The 19,578-nt window shown below is 72.5% G+C and carries 18 protein-coding genes and 1 riboswitch; of the genes, 2 read left to right on the top strand and 16 right to left on the bottom strand.

Translation table 11 applies throughout. The features are described from left to right. Positions 1 to 22: 22 nt before the first annotated feature. From ACI3EY_RS15425 to ACI3EY_RS15390, 8 genes are all read right to left on the bottom strand, one after another. A complete protein-coding gene (locus ACI3EY_RS15425; RefSeq protein ID WP_405041018.1) occupies positions 23 to 796 on the bottom strand; it encodes a DsbA family protein in 774 nt (257 codons plus the stop codon). Then, on the bottom strand, positions 793 to 1,581 hold the full coding sequence (trpA, locus tag ACI3EY_RS15420) for a tryptophan synthase subunit alpha (RefSeq protein WP_405041017.1): 789 nt from the start codon (positions 1,579 to 1,581) through the stop codon (positions 793 to 795). The genes ACI3EY_RS15425 and trpA overlap by 4 nt, the downstream gene beginning before the upstream one ends. Then, positions 1,578 to 2,816, bottom strand: coding sequence for a tryptophan synthase subunit beta (trpB, locus tag ACI3EY_RS15415; protein ID WP_405041016.1), 1,239 nt, complete (start codon positions 2,814 to 2,816; stop codon positions 1,578 to 1,580). The genes trpA and trpB overlap by 4 nt, the downstream gene beginning before the upstream one ends. Further along, the gene (gene trpC, locus ACI3EY_RS15410; protein WP_405041038.1) at positions 2,813 to 3,646 is read right to left on the bottom strand and encodes an indole-3-glycerol phosphate synthase TrpC; all 834 of its coding nucleotides are present in this window, start codon (positions 3,644 to 3,646) and stop codon (positions 2,813 to 2,815) included. Before trpC ends, trpB begins: the two co-directional genes overlap by 4 nt. An 85-nt stretch (positions 3,647 to 3,731) precedes the next feature. Next, the gene (locus ACI3EY_RS15405) at positions 3,732 to 3,944 is read right to left on the bottom strand and encodes an HGxxPAAW family protein (protein WP_405037371.1); all 213 of its coding nucleotides are present in this window, start codon (positions 3,942 to 3,944) and stop codon (positions 3,732 to 3,734) included. A 19-nt stretch (positions 3,945 to 3,963) separates the two neighbouring features. Next, positions 3,964 to 4,527 (bottom strand): hypothetical protein, encoded by a 564-nt coding sequence (locus ACI3EY_RS15400; protein ID WP_405037372.1) that lies wholly within the window; start codon positions 4,525 to 4,527, stop codon positions 3,964 to 3,966. A 34-nt stretch (positions 4,528 to 4,561) separates the two neighbouring features. Beyond that, complete coding sequence (locus ACI3EY_RS15395) at positions 4,562 to 6,364, bottom strand: ABC transporter ATP-binding protein (RefSeq protein ID WP_405037373.1); 1,803 nt, start codon at positions 6,362 to 6,364, stop codon at positions 4,562 to 4,564. Then, positions 6,361 to 8,196 (bottom strand): ABC transporter ATP-binding protein, encoded by a 1,836-nt coding sequence (locus ACI3EY_RS15390; RefSeq protein ID WP_405041015.1) that lies wholly within the window; start codon positions 8,194 to 8,196, stop codon positions 6,361 to 6,363. The genes ACI3EY_RS15395 and ACI3EY_RS15390 overlap by 4 nt, the downstream gene beginning before the upstream one ends. A gap of 99 nt (positions 8,197 to 8,295) precedes the next feature. Between ACI3EY_RS15390 and ACI3EY_RS15385 the strand changes: the two genes are divergently transcribed. Together ACI3EY_RS15385 and ACI3EY_RS15380 are read left to right on the top strand one after the other, a co-directional pair. Beyond that, positions 8,296 to 8,934: a TIGR03085 family metal-binding protein gene (locus ACI3EY_RS15385; RefSeq protein WP_405041014.1), complete on the top strand. Its 639-nt coding sequence runs from the start codon at positions 8,296 to 8,298 to the stop codon at positions 8,932 to 8,934. A 14-nt stretch (positions 8,935 to 8,948) separates the two neighbouring features. After that, positions 8,949 to 10,112 (top strand): FUSC family protein, encoded by a 1,164-nt coding sequence (locus ACI3EY_RS15380; protein ID WP_405041013.1) that lies wholly within the window; start codon positions 8,949 to 8,951, stop codon positions 10,110 to 10,112. 25 nt (positions 10,113 to 10,137) lie between these two features. Here ACI3EY_RS15380 and ACI3EY_RS15375 read toward each other — a convergent pair whose 3' ends face one another. The 8 genes from ACI3EY_RS15375 to ACI3EY_RS15340 all read right to left on the bottom strand — a co-directional run bounded on the left by ACI3EY_RS15375 (position 10,138) and on the right by ACI3EY_RS15340 (position 19,216). Next, positions 10,138 to 10,602 carry a PH domain-containing protein gene (locus ACI3EY_RS15375; RefSeq protein ID WP_405041012.1) on the bottom strand — a complete coding sequence of 155 codons (465 nt, stop codon included), beginning with the start codon at positions 10,600 to 10,602 and terminating at the stop codon, positions 10,138 to 10,140. After that, the gene (locus tag ACI3EY_RS15370; RefSeq protein WP_405041037.1) at positions 10,599 to 11,324 is read right to left on the bottom strand and encodes a nicotinamide mononucleotide transporter family protein; all 726 of its coding nucleotides are present in this window, start codon (positions 11,322 to 11,324) and stop codon (positions 10,599 to 10,601) included. Before ACI3EY_RS15370 ends, ACI3EY_RS15375 begins: the two co-directional genes overlap by 4 nt. 137 nt (positions 11,325 to 11,461) lie before the next feature. Further along, positions 11,462 to 11,592, bottom strand: a riboswitch (FMN riboswitch). A 55-nt stretch (positions 11,593 to 11,647) separates the two neighbouring features. Continuing rightward, positions 11,648 to 12,322: a ribulose-phosphate 3-epimerase gene (gene rpe, locus ACI3EY_RS15365; RefSeq protein ID WP_405037379.1), complete on the bottom strand. Its 675-nt coding sequence runs from the start codon at positions 12,320 to 12,322 to the stop codon at positions 11,648 to 11,650. Between the two features lie 10 nt (positions 12,323 to 12,332). Beyond that, a complete protein-coding gene (locus tag ACI3EY_RS15360) occupies positions 12,333 to 13,808 on the bottom strand; it encodes an RsmB/NOP family class I SAM-dependent RNA methyltransferase (protein ID WP_405041011.1) in 1,476 nt (491 codons plus the stop codon). Beyond that, positions 13,801 to 14,766 carry a methionyl-tRNA formyltransferase gene (gene fmt / locus ACI3EY_RS15355; RefSeq protein WP_405041010.1) on the bottom strand — a complete coding sequence of 322 codons (966 nt, stop codon included), beginning with the start codon at positions 14,764 to 14,766 and terminating at the stop codon, positions 13,801 to 13,803. The genes ACI3EY_RS15360 and fmt overlap by 8 nt, the downstream gene beginning before the upstream one ends. Before the next feature lie 10 nt (positions 14,767 to 14,776). Further along, positions 14,777 to 16,633, bottom strand: a complete 1,857-nt coding sequence (locus ACI3EY_RS15350) for an ABC transporter ATP-binding protein (RefSeq protein WP_405041009.1) — start codon at positions 16,631 to 16,633, stop codon at positions 14,777 to 14,779. Further along, the gene (locus ACI3EY_RS15345) at positions 16,633 to 17,628 is read right to left on the bottom strand and encodes an ABC transporter permease (protein ID WP_405037383.1); all 996 of its coding nucleotides are present in this window, start codon (positions 17,626 to 17,628) and stop codon (positions 16,633 to 16,635) included. Before ACI3EY_RS15345 ends, ACI3EY_RS15350 begins: the two co-directional genes overlap by 1 nt. Before the next feature lie 55 nt (positions 17,629 to 17,683). Then, positions 17,684 to 19,216, bottom strand: a complete 1,533-nt coding sequence (locus ACI3EY_RS15340; RefSeq protein ID WP_405041008.1) for an ABC transporter permease — start codon at positions 19,214 to 19,216, stop codon at positions 17,684 to 17,686. Positions 19,217 to 19,578 lie beyond the last annotated feature (362 nt).

Below are 19,578 nucleotides of genomic sequence, written 5' to 3'. Positions count from 1 at the left end.
GGGCGGGGCTCCCGGGGGTGGGTCAGGAGTGGGCCTCGAGCACCTCGTCCAACGTCCCCGGCTCGGACCACAGGGACTGCAGCTCGTCGGCCTCGAGCGCGTGCTCACCGACCACCAGGTGCGGGGTGCCGGTGACCTCGTCGAGGTCGGCGCGCGCCTGCATGTCCTCCACGTAGGCGCCGTAGGTGTCGTCCTCGACGCAGCTGGTGAACTGCTCCGTCTCCGCTCCGTCGAGCCCGGCCCCGTCGGCGAACCCGAGGAGCTGCTCCTGGGTCCAGCCGGCGCCCTCCTCGTCGGGCTGACCGGCGAACACCGCCGCGTGGTATGCCGTGAAGGCCCCCGCGTCGTCGGCGCACAGCGCCGCGTTGGCCGCCTGGTGCGAGGACTCACCGTCCGGACCGCCCTCCAGGAAGGACATCAGGGTGTAGGTCACGGTGATCTCGCCTGCTTCCGCACGGCTCGCGAGCTGCTCCCCCACGGCCTCCTCGAGCACCCCGCACCAGGGGCACTGGAAGTCCTCGTAGAGCCGGACCTGCGGGACGTCGGCCTCCGGCCCGGGACCGATCCTGACCCCACCGCCCTGCGGCAGCGCGTTGGCGCTGCCGGTGGCCTCCAGCTCGGAGGCGCCGGCACCGGGATCGGGGTCGCCGCGGAACGCCCAGAGCACCAGCCCACCGACCAGCGCGACCACCAGCACCACCACCACGGCGATGAGGCCCTTCGGCGGTCCGGCGGTGGAGACCTTCGTCACCTCGCGTCCGGCAGGACGGGGTGCCTGCGTGGCCTTCCTGCTCATCGGCGACGCACCCCCTCCGCCAGCTCCCCGGTGAGCCCGGCCAGCTGCTCCAGGGTCGGGTCCTGGCCCACGGCACGCACCAGGGCCGAGCCCACGATGACCCCGTCGGCGAACTGCGCGACCTCGGCGGCCTGGTCCCCGGTGCTCACGCCCAGCCCGACGCACAGCGGGAGCCCGGTCACCGACCGTGTCCGTCCGACCAGGGCGAGCGCCTCACCGCCGAGGCTGGTCCGGGCCCCGGTCACGCCCATCGTGGACGCGACGTAGACGAACCCGCCACAGGCCTGCACGGTCATCTCGAGCCGGGCGTCCGTGGAGCTCGGTGCCACCAGGAAGATCGGGGCCAGCCCGTGCTCGCGGGCGGCGTCGCGCCAGACGTCCGCCTCATCAGGGATGAGGTCCGGGGTGATCAGGCCGGCACCGCCGGCACGGACCAGCTCGGTGGCGAACCGGTCCACCCCGAAGCGCAGCACCGGGTTCCAGTAGCTCATCACCACCGGGACCGCACCGGCATCGGCGGCCGCGGACACCACCTCGAAGATGTGCTCCAGCCGGAACCCCGACGCCAGCGCCCGGGTGGCGGCGTCCTGGATGACCGGTCCGTCCATCAGCGGGTCGGTGTAGGGGACGCCGACCTCGATGATGTCGGCCCCGGAGCCCGCCAGCGTTCGCACCGCGCGCACGGAGGTCTCCAGGTCGGGGTAGCCGGCCGGCAGGTAGGCGACCAGCGCCGCCCGGTCCTGCTCCCGGCACCGCGTGAAGACCTGGTCCAGCGCCCCGCTCATCCCTCGACCTCGTCGGTGGGACGTCCGCTGCCGTCCGGGTCGACCAGGCCGAACCAGCGGGCGGCGGTGTCGACGTCCTTGTCCCCCCGACCGGACAGGTTCACCAGGATGATGGCGTCCGCGCCGAGCTCCGGTCCCAGGCGCAGGGCCCCGGCCAGTCCGTGCGCGCTCTCGATCGCCGGGATGATGCCCTCGGTGCGACACAGCAGCGCGAAGGCGTCCATCGCCTCCTGGTCGGTCACCGGGGCGTAGTGGGCGCGGCCCGAGTCGTGCAGGAAGGCGTGCTCGGGGCCGACGGAGGGGTAGTCCAGCCCCGCGGAGACGGAGTGCGTCTCCAGGGTCTGCCCGTCCTCGTCCTGCAGCACGTAGCTCGCTGCGCCGTGCAGCACCCCGGGCTGACCACCGGAGAAGCGCGCGGCGTGCCGACCGGTGTCGATGCCCTCCCCGCCGGCCTCGAAGCCCCAGAGCGCCACCGTGGGCTCGTCCCGGAAGGCGTGGAAGATGCCGATCGCGTTGGAGCCCCCGCCGACGCAGGCGCAGACCGCGTCCGGCAGCCGGCCGGTCGCGGCGAGCAGCTGCTCGCGCGCCTCCTCGCCGATGACCGCGTGGAAGTCCCGGACCATGGTCGGGAACGGGTGCGGCCCGGTGACGGTGCCCAGCAGGTAGTGGGTGTGGCCCACGTTGGTGACCCAGTCCCGCATCGCCTCGTTGATCGCGTCCTTGAGGGTGGCGCTGCCCGTGGGGACCGCGACCACCTCGGCGCCCAGGAGCCGCATCCGCGCGACGTTGAGCGCCTGCCGCTCGGTGTCGACCTTGCCCATGTAGACGGTGCACTCCAGGCCCATCAGCGCCGCCGCCGTCGCGGCGGCCACCCCGTGCTGGCCGGCGCCGGTCTCCGCGATCACCCGGCGCTTGCCCATCCGGACCGCCAGCAGCGCCTGTCCCAGGACGTTGTTGATCTTGTGCGAGCCGGTGTGGTTGAGGTCCTCGCGCTTGAGGAAGATCCGCGGACCGCCGGCGTGCGCCGCGAACCGGGGCACCTCGGTGAGCAGGCTGGGCCGACCGGTGTAGTCCCGCTGCAGCCGGGCGAGCTCGGCGAGGAAGTCCGGGTCGGTCATCGCCGCGGTGCGCGCGGCGTCCAGCTCGTCCAGGGCTGCGACCAGCGCCTCCGGTACGTACCGTCCGCCGAAGTCCCCGAACCGGTCCGGGGTGGGGATCCGCACGTCGGCGCTCATGCCCGGGCCCCCCGGTGCCCGTGCAGCGAGGCGCGCAGGGCCGGGTGGGCACCGGCGGCCACCAGCTCGGCCACCGCGTCCCGGGGAGAGGCGGTGGTCACGACGGCCTCTCCCACCAGCACCGCCTGGGCGCCGGCCTCGGCGAGGCTCATCACGTCCAACGGACCGCGGACCCCGGACTCGGCGACCGCGACCACGTGGTCCGGAACCAGGGGCGCCAGCCGCGCGAAGGTGTCGCGGTCCACCTCGAGGGTCTTCAGGTTGCGGTTGTTGACGCCCAGGATCCGGGCCCCGGCGGCCACGGCCCGGCCCAGCTCCTCCTCGTCGTGCACCTCGACCAGTGCGTGCATACCGAGCGACTCGGTGCGCTCGACCAGTCCGACCAGGGCGTCCTGGGAGAGGGCGGCGACGATCAGCAGCACCAGGTCCGCGCCGTGCACCCGCGCCTCCCAGACCTGGTAGGGGTCGACGACGAAGTCCTTGCGCAGCACCGGCACGTCCACCCGGGCCCGCACGGCGTCCAGGTCGGCCAGCGACCCTCCGAACCGGCGCCCCTCGGTGAGGACGCTGATCACGCTCGCGCCGCCGTCGGCGTAGTCGGCGGCGAGGGCTGCGGGCTCGGCGATGGCGGCCAGGGCCCCCTTGGAGGGGCTGCTGCGCTTCACCTCGGCGATGACGTGCACCCCGTGCGGGGCGCTGAGGGCGGCCAGCGCGTCCCGGGCCGGGGCCACGGTGCGCACCCGCTCCTTCAGCGTCTCCAGGGGCGTCTGCGCACGGCGTACCTCGAGGTCCTCACGGACCCCGACGATGATCTCTTCCAGGACGGTCAGCACCCACCCAGCCTAGCCCCGGGTCGGTACCGCCCGAGCCAGGGGGCGGAAGGCGCCGACGTATGCAGCGCTCGGCGTCCGCAGGTCAGTCGTGCGCGCGCTCGGAGACCTTCTCGCCCATCCCCATCCGGTCCAGCAGGTACCAGGCGAGGGCCCCCACGACCCCCATCGCCACCCCGACCCACAGCAGGAAGTCCGGGCTGAAGAGCACACCCCAGGAACCCACGACCGAGCCCACGAGCATGATCGTCACACCGATCCAGGCGGCGGTGCTGTGACCGTGGCTGTCCTCGTGCATGTCTCCGGGTCTCCTCGACTCAGGGGGTGCTGGCGCTGTCGGACGACATTCTGCCAGCCGCACCGTCGCCGCGTGGTGAGGGGCTCGCCGTCGGGTCCTGCCCGTGGCTCAGGGCGGCCCAGGTCGCCGCCTCGGACCGGCGGCGGTGCTCGTGCGGGGGCAGCGTGCCGGTATGCCGCTCCGGTACCGTCACCGGAACCGTCCCCCTGGTCGCAGCCCTCGCGTCGGTCAGCACCAGCAGGGCCAGCGCCAGGGCCGCGACCAGGGTGGATGCCCCGGCGAGCCACCACCAGGGCGTCGCCCCCGAGGGTGCCGCGAGCAGGGTCGAGGCGGCCGCCCCCGCCGCGGCCAGCGTGGCGAGACCGGTGAGCAGCAGCCGTCCACGCCCACGGATCGCCTGCGCCACCAGCACCGCGCACACGGCCACCGGCAGCAGCGCGCCGGCCAGCGGCGCGAGGGAGGCGCCGGCGACCTCCGCCTCCCAGACCAGCCCGGCCGGGTCGACCCGGCGGGCGTCGCTCCACGGCTGGGTCGTGCACAGCATCGCCAGGGCGAGGCCGAGGAGGGCGACGGTCAGCAGCAAACTCCTGCCCGGTCGCCTCGCGCCGGCCGCCACCTCAGTCGCCGGTCTGCTGGGAGGCCCAGGAGCGGTGCATGCGCGAGTAGACCCCGCCCTGGCCCACCAGCTCGCGGTGGTGCCCGAGCTCGACGATGCGCCCGTCGTCCACCACCACGACCAGGTCGGCGGCCTCGGCGGTGGAGAGTCGGTGCGCGATCGCCACCGAGGTCCGGCCCCGGGTCAGGCCCTCCAGTGCCCGCTGCACCCGCACCTCGGTGGAGGGGTCGACGGCGCTGGTCGCCTCGTCCAGGACGAGCAGGTCGGGGTCGGCCAGGTAGGCGCGCACGATCGCCACCAGCTGCCGCTCACCGGCGGACATCGACTCACCGCGCTGGCCCACCGGGGTGGCCAGCCCGTGCGCGAGGCCATCGACCCAGGCGTCCAGCCCCAGCTCGGTCACCGCCAGGTGCAGGTCCTCGTCGGTGGCCTCGGGCTTGCCGAAGCGCATGTTCGAGGCCAGGTCGCCGTCGAAGAGGAAGCCCTCCTGGGGCACCAGGACGACGCGCTGCCGCAGGCTGGAGAAGCGCACCGTGCGCAGGTCGACCCCGTCCAGGCGGACCGCCCCCTCCGCCGGGTCCATCAGCCGGGTCAGCAGCTTGGCCAGGGTGGTCTTGCCCGAGCCGGTCTGGCCGACCACGGCCACCCGGGTGTGCGGCTCGATCCGCAGGTCGATGTCGCGCAGCACCGGCGGTCCGTCCGGGTAGGAGAACCAGACCCCGTCGAAGTCGACGGTGATCGGGCCGCGGTGCAGGACCGTGCCCTCCTCGCCGGGGTCGGTGACGTCGGCGGGGGTGTCGATGACACCGATGACCCGACGCCACCCGGCGACGGCGTTCTGCATCTCGTTGAGGATCTCGGTGGCCATCAGGACCGGTTGGGTGAAGAGGTTGACGAGGAAGAGGAAGGCCAGCAGCTCGCCCAGGGTGATCCGCCCCTGGGTGGCCAGCACCGTCCCCACCACCAGCACCACGGCCGTGGTGATCCCGGCGAAGGCCTGCCCGGAGACGAAGGCCATGACCGAGCGGATCTGCGCGGTGATCGCCGAGGCCCGGTGCGCCTCGATGGCCCGGTCGATCCGCTCGGAGGTCCGCTCCTCGACGCCGTAGGCGCGGATCGTGGTCGCACCGACGATCGACTCGCTGATGGAGCCGAGCAGGTCGCCGACCCGTTCCCGGACCGCGCCGTAGGCCCGCCCGAGGATGGGCTGGAACCGGCGCACCAGCAGCACCAGCGGGATGAAGCACAGGTAGACGACCAGCGCCAGCGGTGGGCTGTAGAAGAACATGAGGCCGGTCGCCAGCACGATCTGCGCGGTGCTGATGAGCAGCATCAGTCCGCCGAACTGGACGAACATGGAGATGGTGTCGACGTCGCTGGTGACCCGGGAGACCAGCGAGCCGCGCCGTTCGGTGCTCTGGGTGAGCATGGACAGGTCGTGGATGTGCCGGAAGGCCTTCATCCGCAGCGTGGCCAGCCCCGACTCGGCGGCGGTGAAGAGACGCACGTTGACCGCGTACTGGGCGATCGAGGTCACCACGATGACCAGGGCCGAGATGCCGATCGCGCGGAAGACGAAGGCGACGTCCGGGCCGCCGTCGGCGAGGATGCCGTTGTCGGTGGTCTGCTGGACGACGAACGGGATGATGACGCGACCCAGGGTGGCGACCAGGGCCAGCCCCACGGTCACCCAGAGGCCCACCCGCAGCTCGGGCGAGAGCTGCAGACCCCGCTTGAGGGTGTCCATGGTGTTCAGGTCGGACTGGGCGCCGATCCGGCTCGAGTCGTGCTGCTCGGTGCTCACTGGTCGTTCTCCTCCTGACGCGTCACCGCGTCCCGTTCGGCGGCCTCCCTCGCATAGGCGTTCACCAGGTCGGCGTACCCGCTGCAGCGGGCCACCAGCTCCCGGTGCGGCCCCCGGTCGACGACCTGCCCGTGCTCCACGTAGACGATCGAGTCGGCCAGCAGGATGGTCGCCATCCGGTAGGCCACGACCAGCACCGTCATCCCGCCCCGGGCCTCACGCAGGCCTGTCAGGATGGCCTGCTCCACCGAGGGGTCGACCGCGCTGGTGGCGTCGTCCAGCACCAGCAGCCTCGGCCGGCGCCAGATCGCGCGGGCCAGCGCGATCCGCTGCCGCTGACCGCCGGAGAGGGTGCCGCCGCGCTCACCGATGAAGGTGTCGATCCCGTCGGGCAGGGAGCGGACGAAGTCCTCGGCCTGGGCGATCCGCAGCGACTCCCACACCGAGGCGTCGTCGGCGTCCTCGCCGAGGGTGATGTTGCCGCGGACGCTGTCGTCGAACATGAACGTCTGCTGCGCGACCAGCGTCGCCGCGGCCGGGATCTGCCCCTGGGCCAGGTCGCGCGCCTCGATCCCGTCGAGCCGCACCTGTCCGGCGTCGGTGTCGACCAGCCGCAGCGCCAGGTTGGTGATCGTCGTCTTGCCCGAGCCGGTGGGCCCCACCAGCGCGACAGTGCTGCCGCTGGGCATGTCCAGGTCGACCCCGCGGACCGTCGGCGTCTCCTCCCCCGGGTGCGAGTAGACGGCCCTCTCCAGCTCGGCCTCGGCGGGGCCGCTGCGGCGCGGGAAGGTGGTGCTGCCGTAGGGCATACCTCCCTCGGCGGTGAGCACGTGCTGCACCCGGTCGTGCCCGACGACCGACCGCGGCAGCTCGGCGAGGACCCAGCCCAGGGCCCGCACCGGGAAGGCGAGGATCGAGAACAGGTAGGCCATCTGCACCACCTGCGCGGCGTCCAGCTCGCCCCTGGAGACCTGCCAGGTGCCGACGCCCAGCACCGCCAGCGTGCCCAGCGTGGGGATCGCCTCGATCACCGGCTCGAAGACGCCCCGGGTGCGCCCGACCCGGATGAGCGCGTCCCGCAGCTCGAAGGTCTTGTGCCGGAAACGGTCCGCCTCCTGGTCCTCGCGGCCCATGGCCTTGACGATCAGGCCGGCCTCGAAGGACTCGTGCGCGACCTCGGCCACCTCGGCCCGCAGCTGCTGGGCGAGCGTGATCCGCGGGGACATGACCCGCTGGAAGATCAGGTTGGCACCGAACAGGCCGGGGAAGACGAGCAGCCCGATGAAGGCCAGGAAGGGATCGACCAGCACCATCATGGTGCCCGCGATGATCAGCATGAAGATGACCCCGATGGCCATCGGCAGCGGGTTGAAGACCTGCCAGGTCGCCTCCACGTCCGCGTGCGCCCGGGACAGCAGCTGCCCCGACGGGTGGGCGTGGTGCCAGGACAGCGGCAGCCGCAGGTACTGCCGGGTGACCCGACGCCGGTACGAGGCCTGCAGGTTGAACCCGGCGATGGTCGCGTAGACCCGGCGCAGGATCACCCCGAGCACGTTGACCAGCAGCACCGCCAGCAGCACCCCGAAGATGGCCCACAGCCCGGCCGCCTCCACCTCGCGCACCCGGACCGCCGGCTCGACGACGGTGTCGGTCAGCCAGCCGATCGCCCAGGCCGTCCCGACGGTCGCGGAGGCCCACAGCACAGCACCGACCACGGCGACCGAGAAGGGCCGACGCTCCTGCACCATGCCGCCCCAGACCACCTTGAGACCACGGCGCAGGACGGCGCGGCTGGCGACGGGACGGGGCACGGGGGCGCTGGTCGTGGACATGGAGAAGGGGACCTCCAGGAGGCGGTGGTGTAGGGGGATGGATCGAGCACCTATCCAACCACGCGCCGCTGACAGTCCTGCGGCGTGGTGAGATGAGGTATGCCCTACCAGCTCAGAGACCTCATCGCCGGCACCGCCACCGAGCTCGGCCCGCAGGCTCCGACGCTGTGCTCGCCGTGGACGGTGGCCGACCTGCTCGCGCACCTGGTCGTGCGCGAGTCCCGGCCGGACGCCCTGCCGGGGATCGGGCTCGACGTGGAGGTGCTGCAGCGCCGGACCCGGACGCTGCAGGACCGGGTGGCCGCCCGCCCCTTCCCCGAGCTGGTCGCGCAGGTGCGCTCCGGGCCCGCCCCGTGGTGGCCGACCCGGATCGGGGTGCTGGACCGTGCGGTGAACGTGGCCGAGCTGAGCATCCACCACGAGGACATGGTCCGGGCCCAGCCGGACTGGGCGCCGACGGACCTGCCCGGCCCGGTGCAGGAGGGGCTGTGGCGCACGGTCACCTCGATGGGCCGGATGCTGACCCGGGGCTCGCCGACCGGCGTCGTCGTGGTGGCGCAGGGTCACGGGCGCGCGGCGCTGCGCCGTCCCCCGGCCGCGGCCGGGACCGTCGTGCTGTACGGGACCCCGTTGGAGCTGGTGCTGCACCTCTTCGGCCGCACCGAGGTCGCCCGGGTCGAGGTGCAGGGCTCCGCGGAGGACCTGCAGGCCTTCGCCACCCACCGCACCCGCCTCTGAGCCACACTGGGCTCATGAACGGTGACCGCGAGCGGGCCCGGGCCACGGGACGGGTCGTGCACGCCCTGGACCCGCTGCGCGACGGGATCCGGCCGGTCGCCCTGCGGGCCCGCGCGCTGCGCCTGCGGGCCCGCGCCTGGCTCATCCTGCAGGCGGCCACCGGCGCCACCATCGCCTGGTTCCTCGCGCACGACGTGCTGGGTCACCCGTTGCCCTTCTTCGCCCCGATCACCGCGATGGTCTGTCTGGGGCTGACCTACGAGGACCGGCTCCGGCGGATCGTCGAGCTCACCATCGGGGTGGCCATCGGGGTCGCCATCGGGGACCTGTTCGTGAACTCGTTCGGCACCGGGCTGTGGCAGATCCTGGCGGTCTGCGTCGTGGCCATGTCGCTGGCGGTGCTGGCCGGCGCCGGCCAGCTGCTGATGATGCAGGCCGGGATCCAGGGCGTCATCATCACCACCCTGGTGGCCGGGGACGGCGAGGCGCTGAGCCGGTGGCTGGACGCCGCCGTCGGCGGTGGGGTGGCCATGGTCATCGCCATGCTGGCCCCCCTGCGCTCCACCACCCGGCGGCCGAGGGAGCGGGTCGTGGAGCTGGTCGGCCACCTGGCAGAGATGCTCACCGACACCGCGCAGAGCCTGCGCAACCGGGACGCCGGCCGCGCGGTCCGGGCCCTGGAGACGGCACGCGGGCTGTCGACCGAGCTCGACGTGCTGCGCGCCTCGACCGCCGAGGCGGTCGCCGCCGCCCGGGTGGCCCCGCTGCTCTCCGGGGCGTCCCGGGCCGAGGTCCGGGAGATCCAGACACTGCTGCCACCGCTGGACCTGGCCATCCGCAACGTCCGGGTGCTGGCCCGCCGCGCCGAGGCCGCCGTCAGCGCGGACGAGTTCGTCCCGGACACCTACATCGACATGGTCGAGGCCCTCGCCGAGGCCAGCGCCACCATCCAGGAGCACCTGGCGGACCGGACCCCGCTCGGACCGGCCCAGGAGGACCTGGTGCACCTGGCCCGGCAGTCGACCTGGAGCCACTCCCGGGCCGAGCTGTCCGCGGAGGTGATGCGGGCCCAGGTCCGGTCCACCGTCGTCGACCTGCTGGTGCTCTCCGGGATGACGCTGACCGAGGCCCGGCAGCGGGTGCCCTCCACCCGGGAGGAGATGGACCCCGAGGGCTGAGCCGCCCGGTCGGTCCGGTCCAGCGCTACCCCTGCTGGTGGTGCGCCACCAGCGCCGCCAGCCGGGACGCCTCGACGCGGGCGCGCTGCCCGTCGGCGCTCTGGATCGCCATCACCGCGACCTCCTCGGTGTCGGTCAGCTCGAGCACCGCCCAGGCCGATCCGCCGGCGTAGCCGACCCGCAGGATCTGGGCCCACTCCAGCTGGTGCCGCCGCAGCAGGTTCACCACCAGCAGCCCCTCGGTGCTGGGGACCGCCCGGAGCTGGCCGTAGCGCCACAGGCCGAGGGCCATCAGCACCCCGAAGCCCAGGATGAGCCCGCGGTCGAGCACCGCCATGGTGGTGGAGACCCGTGCGCTGCTGGGGCCGAAGAGCGCGATGGCGCCGAAGACGAGGACCGAGGCGAGGGCACCGAGGCGGCCCACCCAGGCGCCGATCCGGGGACGGAAGGTGGCGTAGGGGTCGGTGGTGCCGGCGCTGCTGGTGCTCACGGCACCAGCGTACGGTCCCCGCCGACCGGTCCTCCCCCGGTGACCGCCGGTCGGGGCGCCTCGTCGCGGGCGGCCCGGGACCACACCACGAAGCCCCAGGCGACGACGGCCCCGTAGACGGCATACATCACGGCGGAAGGGTAGTAGCCGGAGTGCCACAGCAGCGGCACCCCGATCAGGTCGACGGCGATCCAGACCAGCCAGAAGTCGACCCAGCCACGCGCCATCGCGTACGTCGCCAGCATCGACCCGACGAAGATCCAGGCGTCGGTCCAGTAGTACCAGCGGGGCGCCTCCCACCCGGCGCCCACCTGCGCGAAGACCCACTGCAGCAGGACGACCAGCAGCGCCGCGGCGACCAGGTATGCCGTCCGCTCGCGAGCGGTGGCCCAGCGCGGGGTGATCGCCGGGGCGCCCTTGGCGCGGCCCTTGCGGGACTGCTGCCAGCGCCACCAGCCGTAGACGCTGGTGAGGACGAAGAAGACCTGCCGGGCGGCCTGCCCGAAGAGGCTGTGCTCCTGGGGGTTGGCGAACCAGACGCCCATGAAGACCGTGAACAGGATGACGTTGCCGACGATCCCGACCGGCCACGCCCACACGGTGCGGCGCATGCCCAGCAGGGCGGAGGCGAGCCCGAAACCGTTGCCGACCACCTCCCGCCAGGCCACGGGGTGGCCCAGCACGTCGAGCTCGGCGTAGAAGAGGTCGTTCCAGACGTCCACCGCGGGTCCTCCGGTCGTCACGCGAGGGGACCTGCCCCTCGCCGGGTGTCGGCGCCGGGGGTGCAGCTGCGTGGAGGAGGCGCGCCGCCGACCGACCGGCGCCGGTCACCGAGGACCGCACACCGCCGACGAACGGCCCGCGTGCTGCCTCCCATCCAGACTGTGACTGTCGGTCCTGGAGTTCCACCAGGTCAACCGACCGCTGGTGGCGGACGGGTCGCGGACTATGACCGCCGGCTCGGATTTTCACCGACCCCGGAGCACGTGTGCACGGACCATGCTACGCCCCACCGGGTGTGCGGGCCGCCCTGTCGATGGCCCTGTCAGCCGCAGCGGTGCGCGGCGGCGGTGGCCCGCAGGCCGGCGACCGCCGCGGCCACGTCCTCGGCGCCGTAGACCGCCGACCCGGCGACGAAGACGTCGGCTCCCGCCTCGACGCAGGCCCCGATCGTGTCCTGCGCCACTCCCCCGTCGACCTGCACCCAGATCTCGCCGCCGCGGCGGGAGACGGCCTCCCGGACCTGCCGGACCTTGGCGAGCTGGTCCGTCATGAAGGACTGCCCGCCGAAGCCCGGCTCCACGGTCATCACCAGCACCATGTCCACCTCGTCCAGCAGGTCGCGGTAGGGGGCGAAGGGAGTCCCGGGCTTCAGCGCCACGGCGGCCCTGGCCCCCTCGGACCGGATGGCGCGCGCGGTGGCGACCGGGTCGGTGGCCGCCTCCACGTGGAAGGTCACCGACCCCGCTCCGGCCTCGGCATACCCGGGCGCCCACCGGTCCGGGTCCTCGATCATCAGGTGGCAGTCCAGCGGCACCGGGCTCACCCGGGCGAGGGCCTCCACCACCGGTCGGCCCAGGGTGAGGTTGGGCACGAAGTGGTTGTCCATCACGTCGACGTGCGCCCAGTCCGCGGTGGCGATCGCCTCGAGGCCGGCGCGCAGGTCGGCGAAGTCGGCGGCCAGGATCGACGGGCTGATCTGCAGCGGCGAGTCGCTCATGGCGGCCACCCTAGCCGCGGCGCAGCAGCGCGACGAACATGCCGTCCGTGCCGTGCAGGTGGGGCCAGAGCTGGGCGTACGGCTCGTCCCCGGTGTCCCCGAGACGCTCACCGGCACGGTCCCGCAGCCAGGGCCGCACGTCCTCCAGGGTCAGGTCCTCGCGGGCCTTGAGCACGTCCCGGACCACCAGCTGCGTCTCGGCCAGGTGCGGCGAGCAGGTGGCGTAGGCGATGAGACCACCGGGGCGGGTGGCCTCCACCGCGGAGGTCAGCAGCTGACGCTGCAACGGGCCGAGCGTGGCCAGGTCCTGCGGGGACCGGCGCCAGCGCGCCTCGGACCGACGGCGCAGCGCACCCAGCCCGGTGCACGGCGCGTCCACCAGCACCCGGTCGTAGCTCCCCGGCTCCTCGGCACCCAGCTCGCGCCCGTCGCCGACGCTCACCTCGACTCGGGCCCCGGCGGCCACGGCCCCGGACAGGGTATGCCGGACCAGCTCGGCCCGGTGCTCGCTCACCTCGTGCGCCCGCAGGGAGGCGCCCCGCCGGAGTGCCTCGGCGGCCAGCAGACCGGCCTTTCCCCCTGGCCCGGCGCACAGGTCCAGCCAGCGCTCGTCCCGGCCCTCCAGGGGTGCCGCGGTGAGGGCCAGGGTCAGCAGCTGGGAGCCGGCGTCCTGCACGGCCACCCGGCCGTCGCGGACGGCAGCCAGGGCACCGGGGTCACCCCCCGGCAGCAGCCAGGCGGTGGACGCGACGTCCATCGGCACGGCGCCGGCCAGGGTCAGCTCGTCGTCCTCGACCAGCCCGGGGCGGGCCGCCAGGGTCAACGGGCCGGGCTCGTTGTGCGCGGCCAGCAGGGCCGGCAGCTCCGCCTCGGCGGCCTCCGCCCCGCGCCAGGTGATCAGCGCCGCGCGCAGCGCCCGGACCACCCAGACCGGGTGCGAGTGCTCCAACGACAGCCGGTCCACCGGGTCGGCGACCTCCTCGGTCACCCTGGCCACCCAGGTCTGACGGTCCCGTTCGCTGACCCGGCGCAGGACGGCGTTGACGAAGCCGCCGGCCCCCTGGCTCACGTGCTGTCGGGCCAGCGCGACGGTGGCGCTGACGGCGGCGTGGTCGGGGACGCGCATCCCCAGCAGCTGGTGCGCGCCCAGGCGCAGCACGTCTCGCACGGGGGCGTCGACCCCGGCGGTGGGGCGGTCCGCGGCGACGGCGATGACCGCGTCGTAGAACCCCTGCATCCGCAGGGTGCCGTAGGTCAGCTCGGTGGCGAAGGCCGCGTCCCGGGTGTCGAGCCGTGCCTCCCGGATCGCGGAGGGCAGCACCAGGTTGGCGAAGGCCTCCTCGGTGTCGACGGCGCGCACCACCCGGTAGGCGACGTCCCGGGCCGGGTCGGCCTGCCGTGCCCGCTGGGCCGGAGTCTGCCCGGACCGCTTCCGGGGCCCTGACCGGGCACCCTGCCGCCGCTCGCTCTCGAACCGGTCAGCCATCGAACCGCTCCCCCTGCTCCGGACGCACACCTCGGGCCCAGTCGGCCGCAGCCATCGGCCGCTTGCCGGGCGGCTGCACGGTGCCGAGACGCACCGGCCCAGCGGCGGTGCCGACGGCGACCTCGTCGCGGTCCACCCGGAGCTCCCCGGGGGCGAGCACGTGGGCACCGTCGGACGTGCCGGGGGCGTCGGACATGTCGCGGGTGCCGAGCGGCTCGACGGGGCCGAGCTTGCAGCGCTCGCCACGCCACGTGGTCCAGGCGCCCGGGGCGGGCGTGCAGGCCCGGACCCTGCGGTCCACCGCGAAGGCCGGCGCGGTCCAGTCGACCCGGGCATCGGCCACCTCGATCTTGGGGGCCAGGCTGACCCCGTCCCCCGGTTGTGGCTCGGCCACCACGGCACCGGTCTCGAGGCCGTCGAGGGTGGCGACCAGCAGCTGCGCCCCGGCGGTCGAGAGCCGCTCGAGAAGGTCGCCGCTGGTGTCCCTCGGGCGCACCCGTTCGGTGAGCCGGCCCAGCACGGGGCCGGTGTCCAGCCCTTCCTCGAGGGTGAAGGTGACGGCACCGGTGACGTCGTCCCCGGCCAGCAGCGCGTGCTGCACCGGTGCCGCGCCCCGCCAGGCAGGGAGCAGCGAGAAGTGCAGGTTCACCCAGCCGTGCGGTGGCACGGTGAGCAGCTCCGGCGGGACGAGCAGGCCGTAGGCGACGACCGGGCACACGTCCGGAGCCCACCGCCGCAGCTGCTCACCCGCGTCCGGTTCGCGCAGGCTCCGCGGGGTGCAGACCTCGACCCCGGCCTGCTCGGCCAGCTCACGGACGGGCGAGGGCCGGAGCGCGCGGCCCCGGCCGGCCCGTGCGTCGGGACGGGTCAGCACCCCGACCACCTCGTGCGCGGAGTCCAGCAGCGCACGCAGCCCGGGGACGGCGGCCTCGGGCGTCCCGGCGTAGACGACTCTCACGCGGCGCGGCTCAGCGCCGACCCTGCGGGTCGTCGTCGACGCTGCCGGTGCCCTCGGCCTCGACGTCGACGACGTCGGCGCCCCCGGAGATGGACTGGCGGAACGTCTCGGCGTCAGCGTGCAAGGTGACGATCTCCTCACCCTGCTCACGCAGCAGCTCATGCCGCTGACGGCGGCGTCGTTCCTGCTCGATCGGGTCCGGGACCGGGGCGGCGGCGATCAGCCGCTGGGTGTAGTCCTCCCGCGGGTTCTCCATGATCTGGGCCCGGGGGCCGGCCTCCACCACCTTGCCGTTCTGCAGCACCACCACCTGGTGGGCGAGCAGGTCGACCACGGCCAGGTCGTGGCTGATGAAGAGGCAGGCGAAGCCGAACTGCTCCTGCAGGTCGGCGAAGATCTTCAGCACCTTGGCCTGGACGGAGACGTCCAGGGCCGAGGTCGGCTCGTCGGCGACCAGCAGCTCCGGGTCCAGGGTGAGGGCACGCGCCACGCTGATGCGCTGGCGCTGGCCACCGGAGACCTCGTGCGGGTAGCGGTTGAAGACCTCACGCGGCAGCTGCACCGCGTCCAGCAGCTCGTAGACCTTCTGCTGGCGGGCCTTCTTGTCGCCGACCTTGTGCACGACCAACGGCTCGGCGATGCACTCGCCGATCGGCAGCCGCGGGTTGAGCGAGGCGGCCGGGTCCTGGAAGATCACGCCGATCCGACGGCGCAGCGCCTTCTTCTCCTTCCGGTTCATCCGGGTGATGTCCTGGCCGAGCAGCCGGAACTCGCCGCTGGCGGCCGGGATCAGGCCCAGGGCGCACCGGCCGATGGTGCTCTTGCCGGACCCGGACTCCCCCACCAGCCCGACGATCTCGCCCTGGCGCACCGAGAACGAGACGTCGTCGACCGCGCGGAAGGGCGACTTGCCCAGGCGCTGGTACTCGATGACCAGCTTGTCGAGCTCGATCGCCATCGGAGCGTCCTCGGCGATCTCCTCGCGGACGCTGATGCCCATCTGACCGCGGCCGGCCCCCATCCGGGGGACCGAGCCCAGCAGCACCTTGGTGTAGTCGTGCTTCGCGTGCAGCAGCACCTCCTCGACGGTGCCGCGCTCGACGATCTCGCCCTTGAACATCACCGCCACCCGGTCGGCCATGTCCGCCACCACCCCCATGTTGTGGGTGATGAGCAGGATGCCGGTGTTCAGCTTGTCCTTGAGCGAGCGGAGCAGGTCGAGGATGTCGGCCTGCACCGTCACGTCAAGGGCGGTGGTGGGTTCGTCCGCGATGATCACCTTGGGGTCGCAGCTGATCGCGATGGCGATGACCACGCGCTGGCGCTGACCGCCGGACAGCTCGTGCGGGTACTTCTTCATCTGCCGGTCCGGCTCGGGTATGCCGACCATCTCCAGCAGCTCGATGGCGCGCTTCCAGGCCGCCGCGCCGCGGACGACACCGTGCAGCTCCATCGACTCGACCATCTGGGTGCCGACGGTGAGGACCGGGTTGAGCGCGGTCATCGGCTCCTGGAAGACCATCGCCACGTCGTTGCCGCGCAGCCGGCGCATGTTGGCCTCGGAGAGCCGGCCGACCTCCTTGCCGGCGACGGTGACCCGGCCACCGATGGTGGCGTTGCTCGGGAGCAGCCGCAGGGCGGTCATCGACGTCACGGACTTGCCGGACCCGGACTCGCCGACCAGCGCGACGACCTCACCCGGGCGGACCCGGAGGTCGACGCCCTTGACGGCGTGCACGCTGCCGAACTCGGTGCCGAAGCGGACGTCGACGTCGTCGAACGAGAGGACGACCTCCTCCCCCTCGCCGGGGGTGCCGGAGCCGGTGTAGACGGGCTGGCCGGAGTTGCTCTGGGTGGTGGTCGTCATCAGTCGGCGGTCCTGTTCTGACGGGGGTCGAAGGCGTCACGGAGGCCGTCGCCCAGGAAGTTCACGGACAGGGCGATCGTCAGGATCATCATGCCGGGCCACCAGAACAGCCAGGGCCGGGTCTGGAAGGCGCTCTGGTACTGCGAGATGAGCAGGCCCAGCGAGGTGTCCGGTGGCTGGACGCCGTAGCCCAGGAAGGATAGGGCAGACTCCAGCAGGATGGTGGTCGCGATGGCCAGGGTGGCGCTGACGATGATGGTGCCGACGGTGTTGGGCAGCACGTGCTTGAAGATGATCCGGCCGGAGCTGGTGCCGATCGCCTCGGCGGCGGTGACGAACTCGCGCTCCCGCAGGGAGAGCACCTCACCGCGCACCAGCCGGGCCAGACCCGTCCAGGTGAGCACGCTGAGCAGGATCGCCAGCGGCCAGATGCCGCCGTCCGCCATCTTGCCGAAGACGGCCGCCAGCACCAGCAGCGGGATCACGATGAAGAGGTCGGTGATCCGCATCAGGACCGCCTCGATCCAGCCGCGGTAGTAGCCCGAGATGGCCCCGATGAGGGTACCGATGATGGTGGAGACCAGGCCCACCGTGAAGGCCACGATGAGGGAGCGCTGGGTGCCGCGCATCGTCAGCGCGAAGTAGTCCTTGCCGATGGTGTCCTGGCCGAAGGGGTGCTCGCCGATCTGCAACGGCCACAGCTGCAGGGTCGGCCGGCCCCCGTCGACGGTGGCCCCCGCGTCGTAGAAGTTCTTGTCCCACCAGTTGGGGATCAGGCCGTAGCCGATCGAGGTGAACGCCATGAAGGTGACGAAGACCAGCACGAAGAGGGACACCAGGGCTCCCCGGTGGCGGAAGAAGCGCCGCCGCACCAGCTGGCCTTGCGAGTAGGACTTCTGGTTCAGGTCGATCTGCTTCTCGACGGAGTAGATCTCCTCCACCGAGCTGGCGACTGGGGTGTGGTCCCGCTCGTCGGGACGGTTCGGGTCGGTCATCGGGTGGTCCTCACAGAGATCTCACGGACGGGCAACGGGGTCTGCATGGCGCGCGTCACCTCCGGATCCGCGGGTCGAGCACGGCGTAGGCCAGGTCGGCGATCATGTTCATCAGCACCGCCGCACCCCCGGCCACCAGGTAGTAGGCCATCACCGGGTTCGGATCGACGGTATCGAGCCCGGCCCGGAACATCGCCCCCAGACCGCGCCAGCCGAAGATGGTCTCGGTGATCACCGCACCGCCCAGCAGCGAGGCGAAGTCGAAGGCCACGATCGTGGTGATCGGGATGAGCGCGTTGCGCAGCGCGTGCTTGGTGAAGACGACCCGGTCGGACAGGCCCTTGGACCGGGCGGTCCGGATGTAGTCCTGGTTGATCGTCTCCAGCATCGAGGCACGGGTGTACCGGCTGTAGGCCGCAATCGAGATGAGGGTCAGCACGATGGTCGGCAGGATGAGCTGGACACCCCAGTTGAAGATGCCCTCCCAGAAGGTCCCGTCGAACCGGTCCGGGATCAGCCGGTTCTCGCCGATGGTGCTGATCGGCCGGGTGCCGGTGAGCTCCAGGAAGCCGCTCCACGCCCGCAGCAGGTTGTCCATGAAGACGAGGAAGGCCATGCCCAGCGCGGTGCCGGTCGTCACGGCCATGGAGGTGCGCCGGTCGTAGCCGCCCATCAGCCAGCCGATCGCCAGCCCGACGCCCACGGTGACCACCGCCAGGCCCAGGATGACCAGCCAGCCGGAGGGGTCGTCCAGGATCGGCAGGGTGGCGAAGTAGGACACGACGCCGACACCGATGGTGACGAGGCCGGCATACATGATCTTGCGGTTCGCCAGTCCGACCGTCATCACCAGCATGAAGGCCAGTGCTGCCAGGCCGCCGACGACGATCAACGGGATGCCGAGGGCCGGCGCGGTGAACCAGCCGATCCGGTCGAACCAGAAGACCGCCACGAAGATCACCGTGGCGGACACCAGGAAGGTGATCGCCTGGCGCTTCAGCGTGCCGCCCATCACCGAGGCCAGCACCAGCGCGAAGAGCAGCGCCACGATGAGGATGGTGGTGGTGGCGATCGCCGGGTCGGCGATCCAGGAGTTGAAGCGGATCGCGCCGAAGTCCTTGAGCAGCACCGCCGCCCAGAAGACCGGCAGCGAGAAGAAGAGGAAGGCGCTGAAGGTGATGGTGTAGTCGAAGCCGGAGTACTGCCGGATCGCGGAGAGGACACCCAGCGTGATGCCGATGACGATGGCGAGGAAGGTGGCCACGATGACCAGACGCAGGCTGGCTCCCGCGGAGGCGAGCAGCAGGGAACCCACGTCGGCGCCGTCCCGGGTCGCCCCCAGGTCGCAGTTCAGCACCAGGCACTTGCTGACCCCGGTGAACCAGCCGAGGTAACGCTCCCACCAGGGGAGGTTGAGACCCATCGCCTCGGTCCGCGCGTCCATCAGCTGCTGGCGGTTCTCGGCGCGGGACTCACGCAGGTCTTCGAGCGGGTCGCCGGCGTTGATGGTGGCGAAATACATCAACATCGATCCCAGGAACAGGATCAGGATCGAGACCGAGATCCTGCGGAGGATGAACTGGAGCACAGGGCTGACCTTCCTGGATGTCACGTGTCACGGCGGTGTGTCTGACGGGAGACTCTAACCCGTCGCCGGGTCCTTGACCACGGCCCACCATGCATGTCGCGGCCGGCTGAGAACGGCCTGGGAGTTCGGGGGGAGGAGGGCACAGAACGGGGCGGGAAGGCGTGAGACCTTCCCGCCCCGTTCGACGTGACCCCTAGGGCACGGAGATCAGCTCACCGTGCCCGGGTGGGGGACGTCAGTTGGCGCGCATCCACTGCTCGGCGTTCCAGGAGACACCGGTCTGGACCGAGGTCGGCCGGACGTTCTCCAGGGTGGAGTCGAAGCCGGTCACGCCCGGGTGGGCGAACAGCGGGATGCCGTAC

Origin of the sequence: Serinicoccus shuyuelongi (assembly GCF_045032955.1) — a bacterium.
GTDB lineage: Bacteria > Actinomycetota > Actinomycetes > Actinomycetales > Dermatophilaceae > Ornithinicoccus.
This window is presented reverse-complemented; position numbering and strand designations above follow the sequence as displayed.

Excerpts from the sequence above, each read along its gene's own strand:
- ACI3EY_RS15425 (WP_405041018.1), bottom strand. The coding sequence starts at position 796 with ATGAGCAGGAAGGCCACGCAGGCACCCCGTCCTGCCGGACGCGAGGTG.
- trpA (WP_405041017.1), bottom strand. The coding sequence starts at position 1,581 with ATGAGCGGGGCGCTGGACCAGGTCTTCACGCGGTGCCGGGAGCAGGAC.
- trpB (WP_405041016.1), bottom strand. The coding sequence starts at position 2,816 with ATGAGCGCCGACGTGCGGATCCCCACCCCGGACCGGTTCGGGGACTTC.
- ACI3EY_RS15405 (WP_405037371.1), bottom strand. The coding sequence starts at position 3,944 with ATGCACGAGGACAGCCACGGTCACAGCACCGCCGCCTGGATCGGTGTG.
- ACI3EY_RS15390 (WP_405041015.1), bottom strand. The coding sequence starts at position 8,196 with ATGTCCACGACCAGCGCCCCCGTGCCCCGTCCCGTCGCCAGCCGCGCC.
- ACI3EY_RS15385 (WP_405041014.1), top strand. The coding sequence starts at position 8,296 with ATGCCCTACCAGCTCAGAGACCTCATCGCCGGCACCGCCACCGAGCTC.
- ACI3EY_RS15380 (WP_405041013.1), top strand. The coding sequence starts at position 8,949 with ATGAACGGTGACCGCGAGCGGGCCCGGGCCACGGGACGGGTCGTGCAC.
- rpe (WP_405037379.1), bottom strand. The coding sequence starts at position 12,322 with ATGAGCGACTCGCCGCTGCAGATCAGCCCGTCGATCCTGGCCGCCGAC.
- ACI3EY_RS15360 (WP_405041011.1), bottom strand. The coding sequence starts at position 13,808 with ATGGCTGACCGGTTCGAGAGCGAGCGGCGGCAGGGTGCCCGGTCAGGG.
- ACI3EY_RS15350 (WP_405041009.1), bottom strand. The coding sequence starts at position 16,633 with ATGACGACCACCACCCAGAGCAACTCCGGCCAGCCCGTCTACACCGGC.
- ACI3EY_RS15345 (WP_405037383.1), bottom strand. The coding sequence starts at position 17,628 with ATGACCGACCCGAACCGTCCCGACGAGCGGGACCACACCCCAGTCGCC.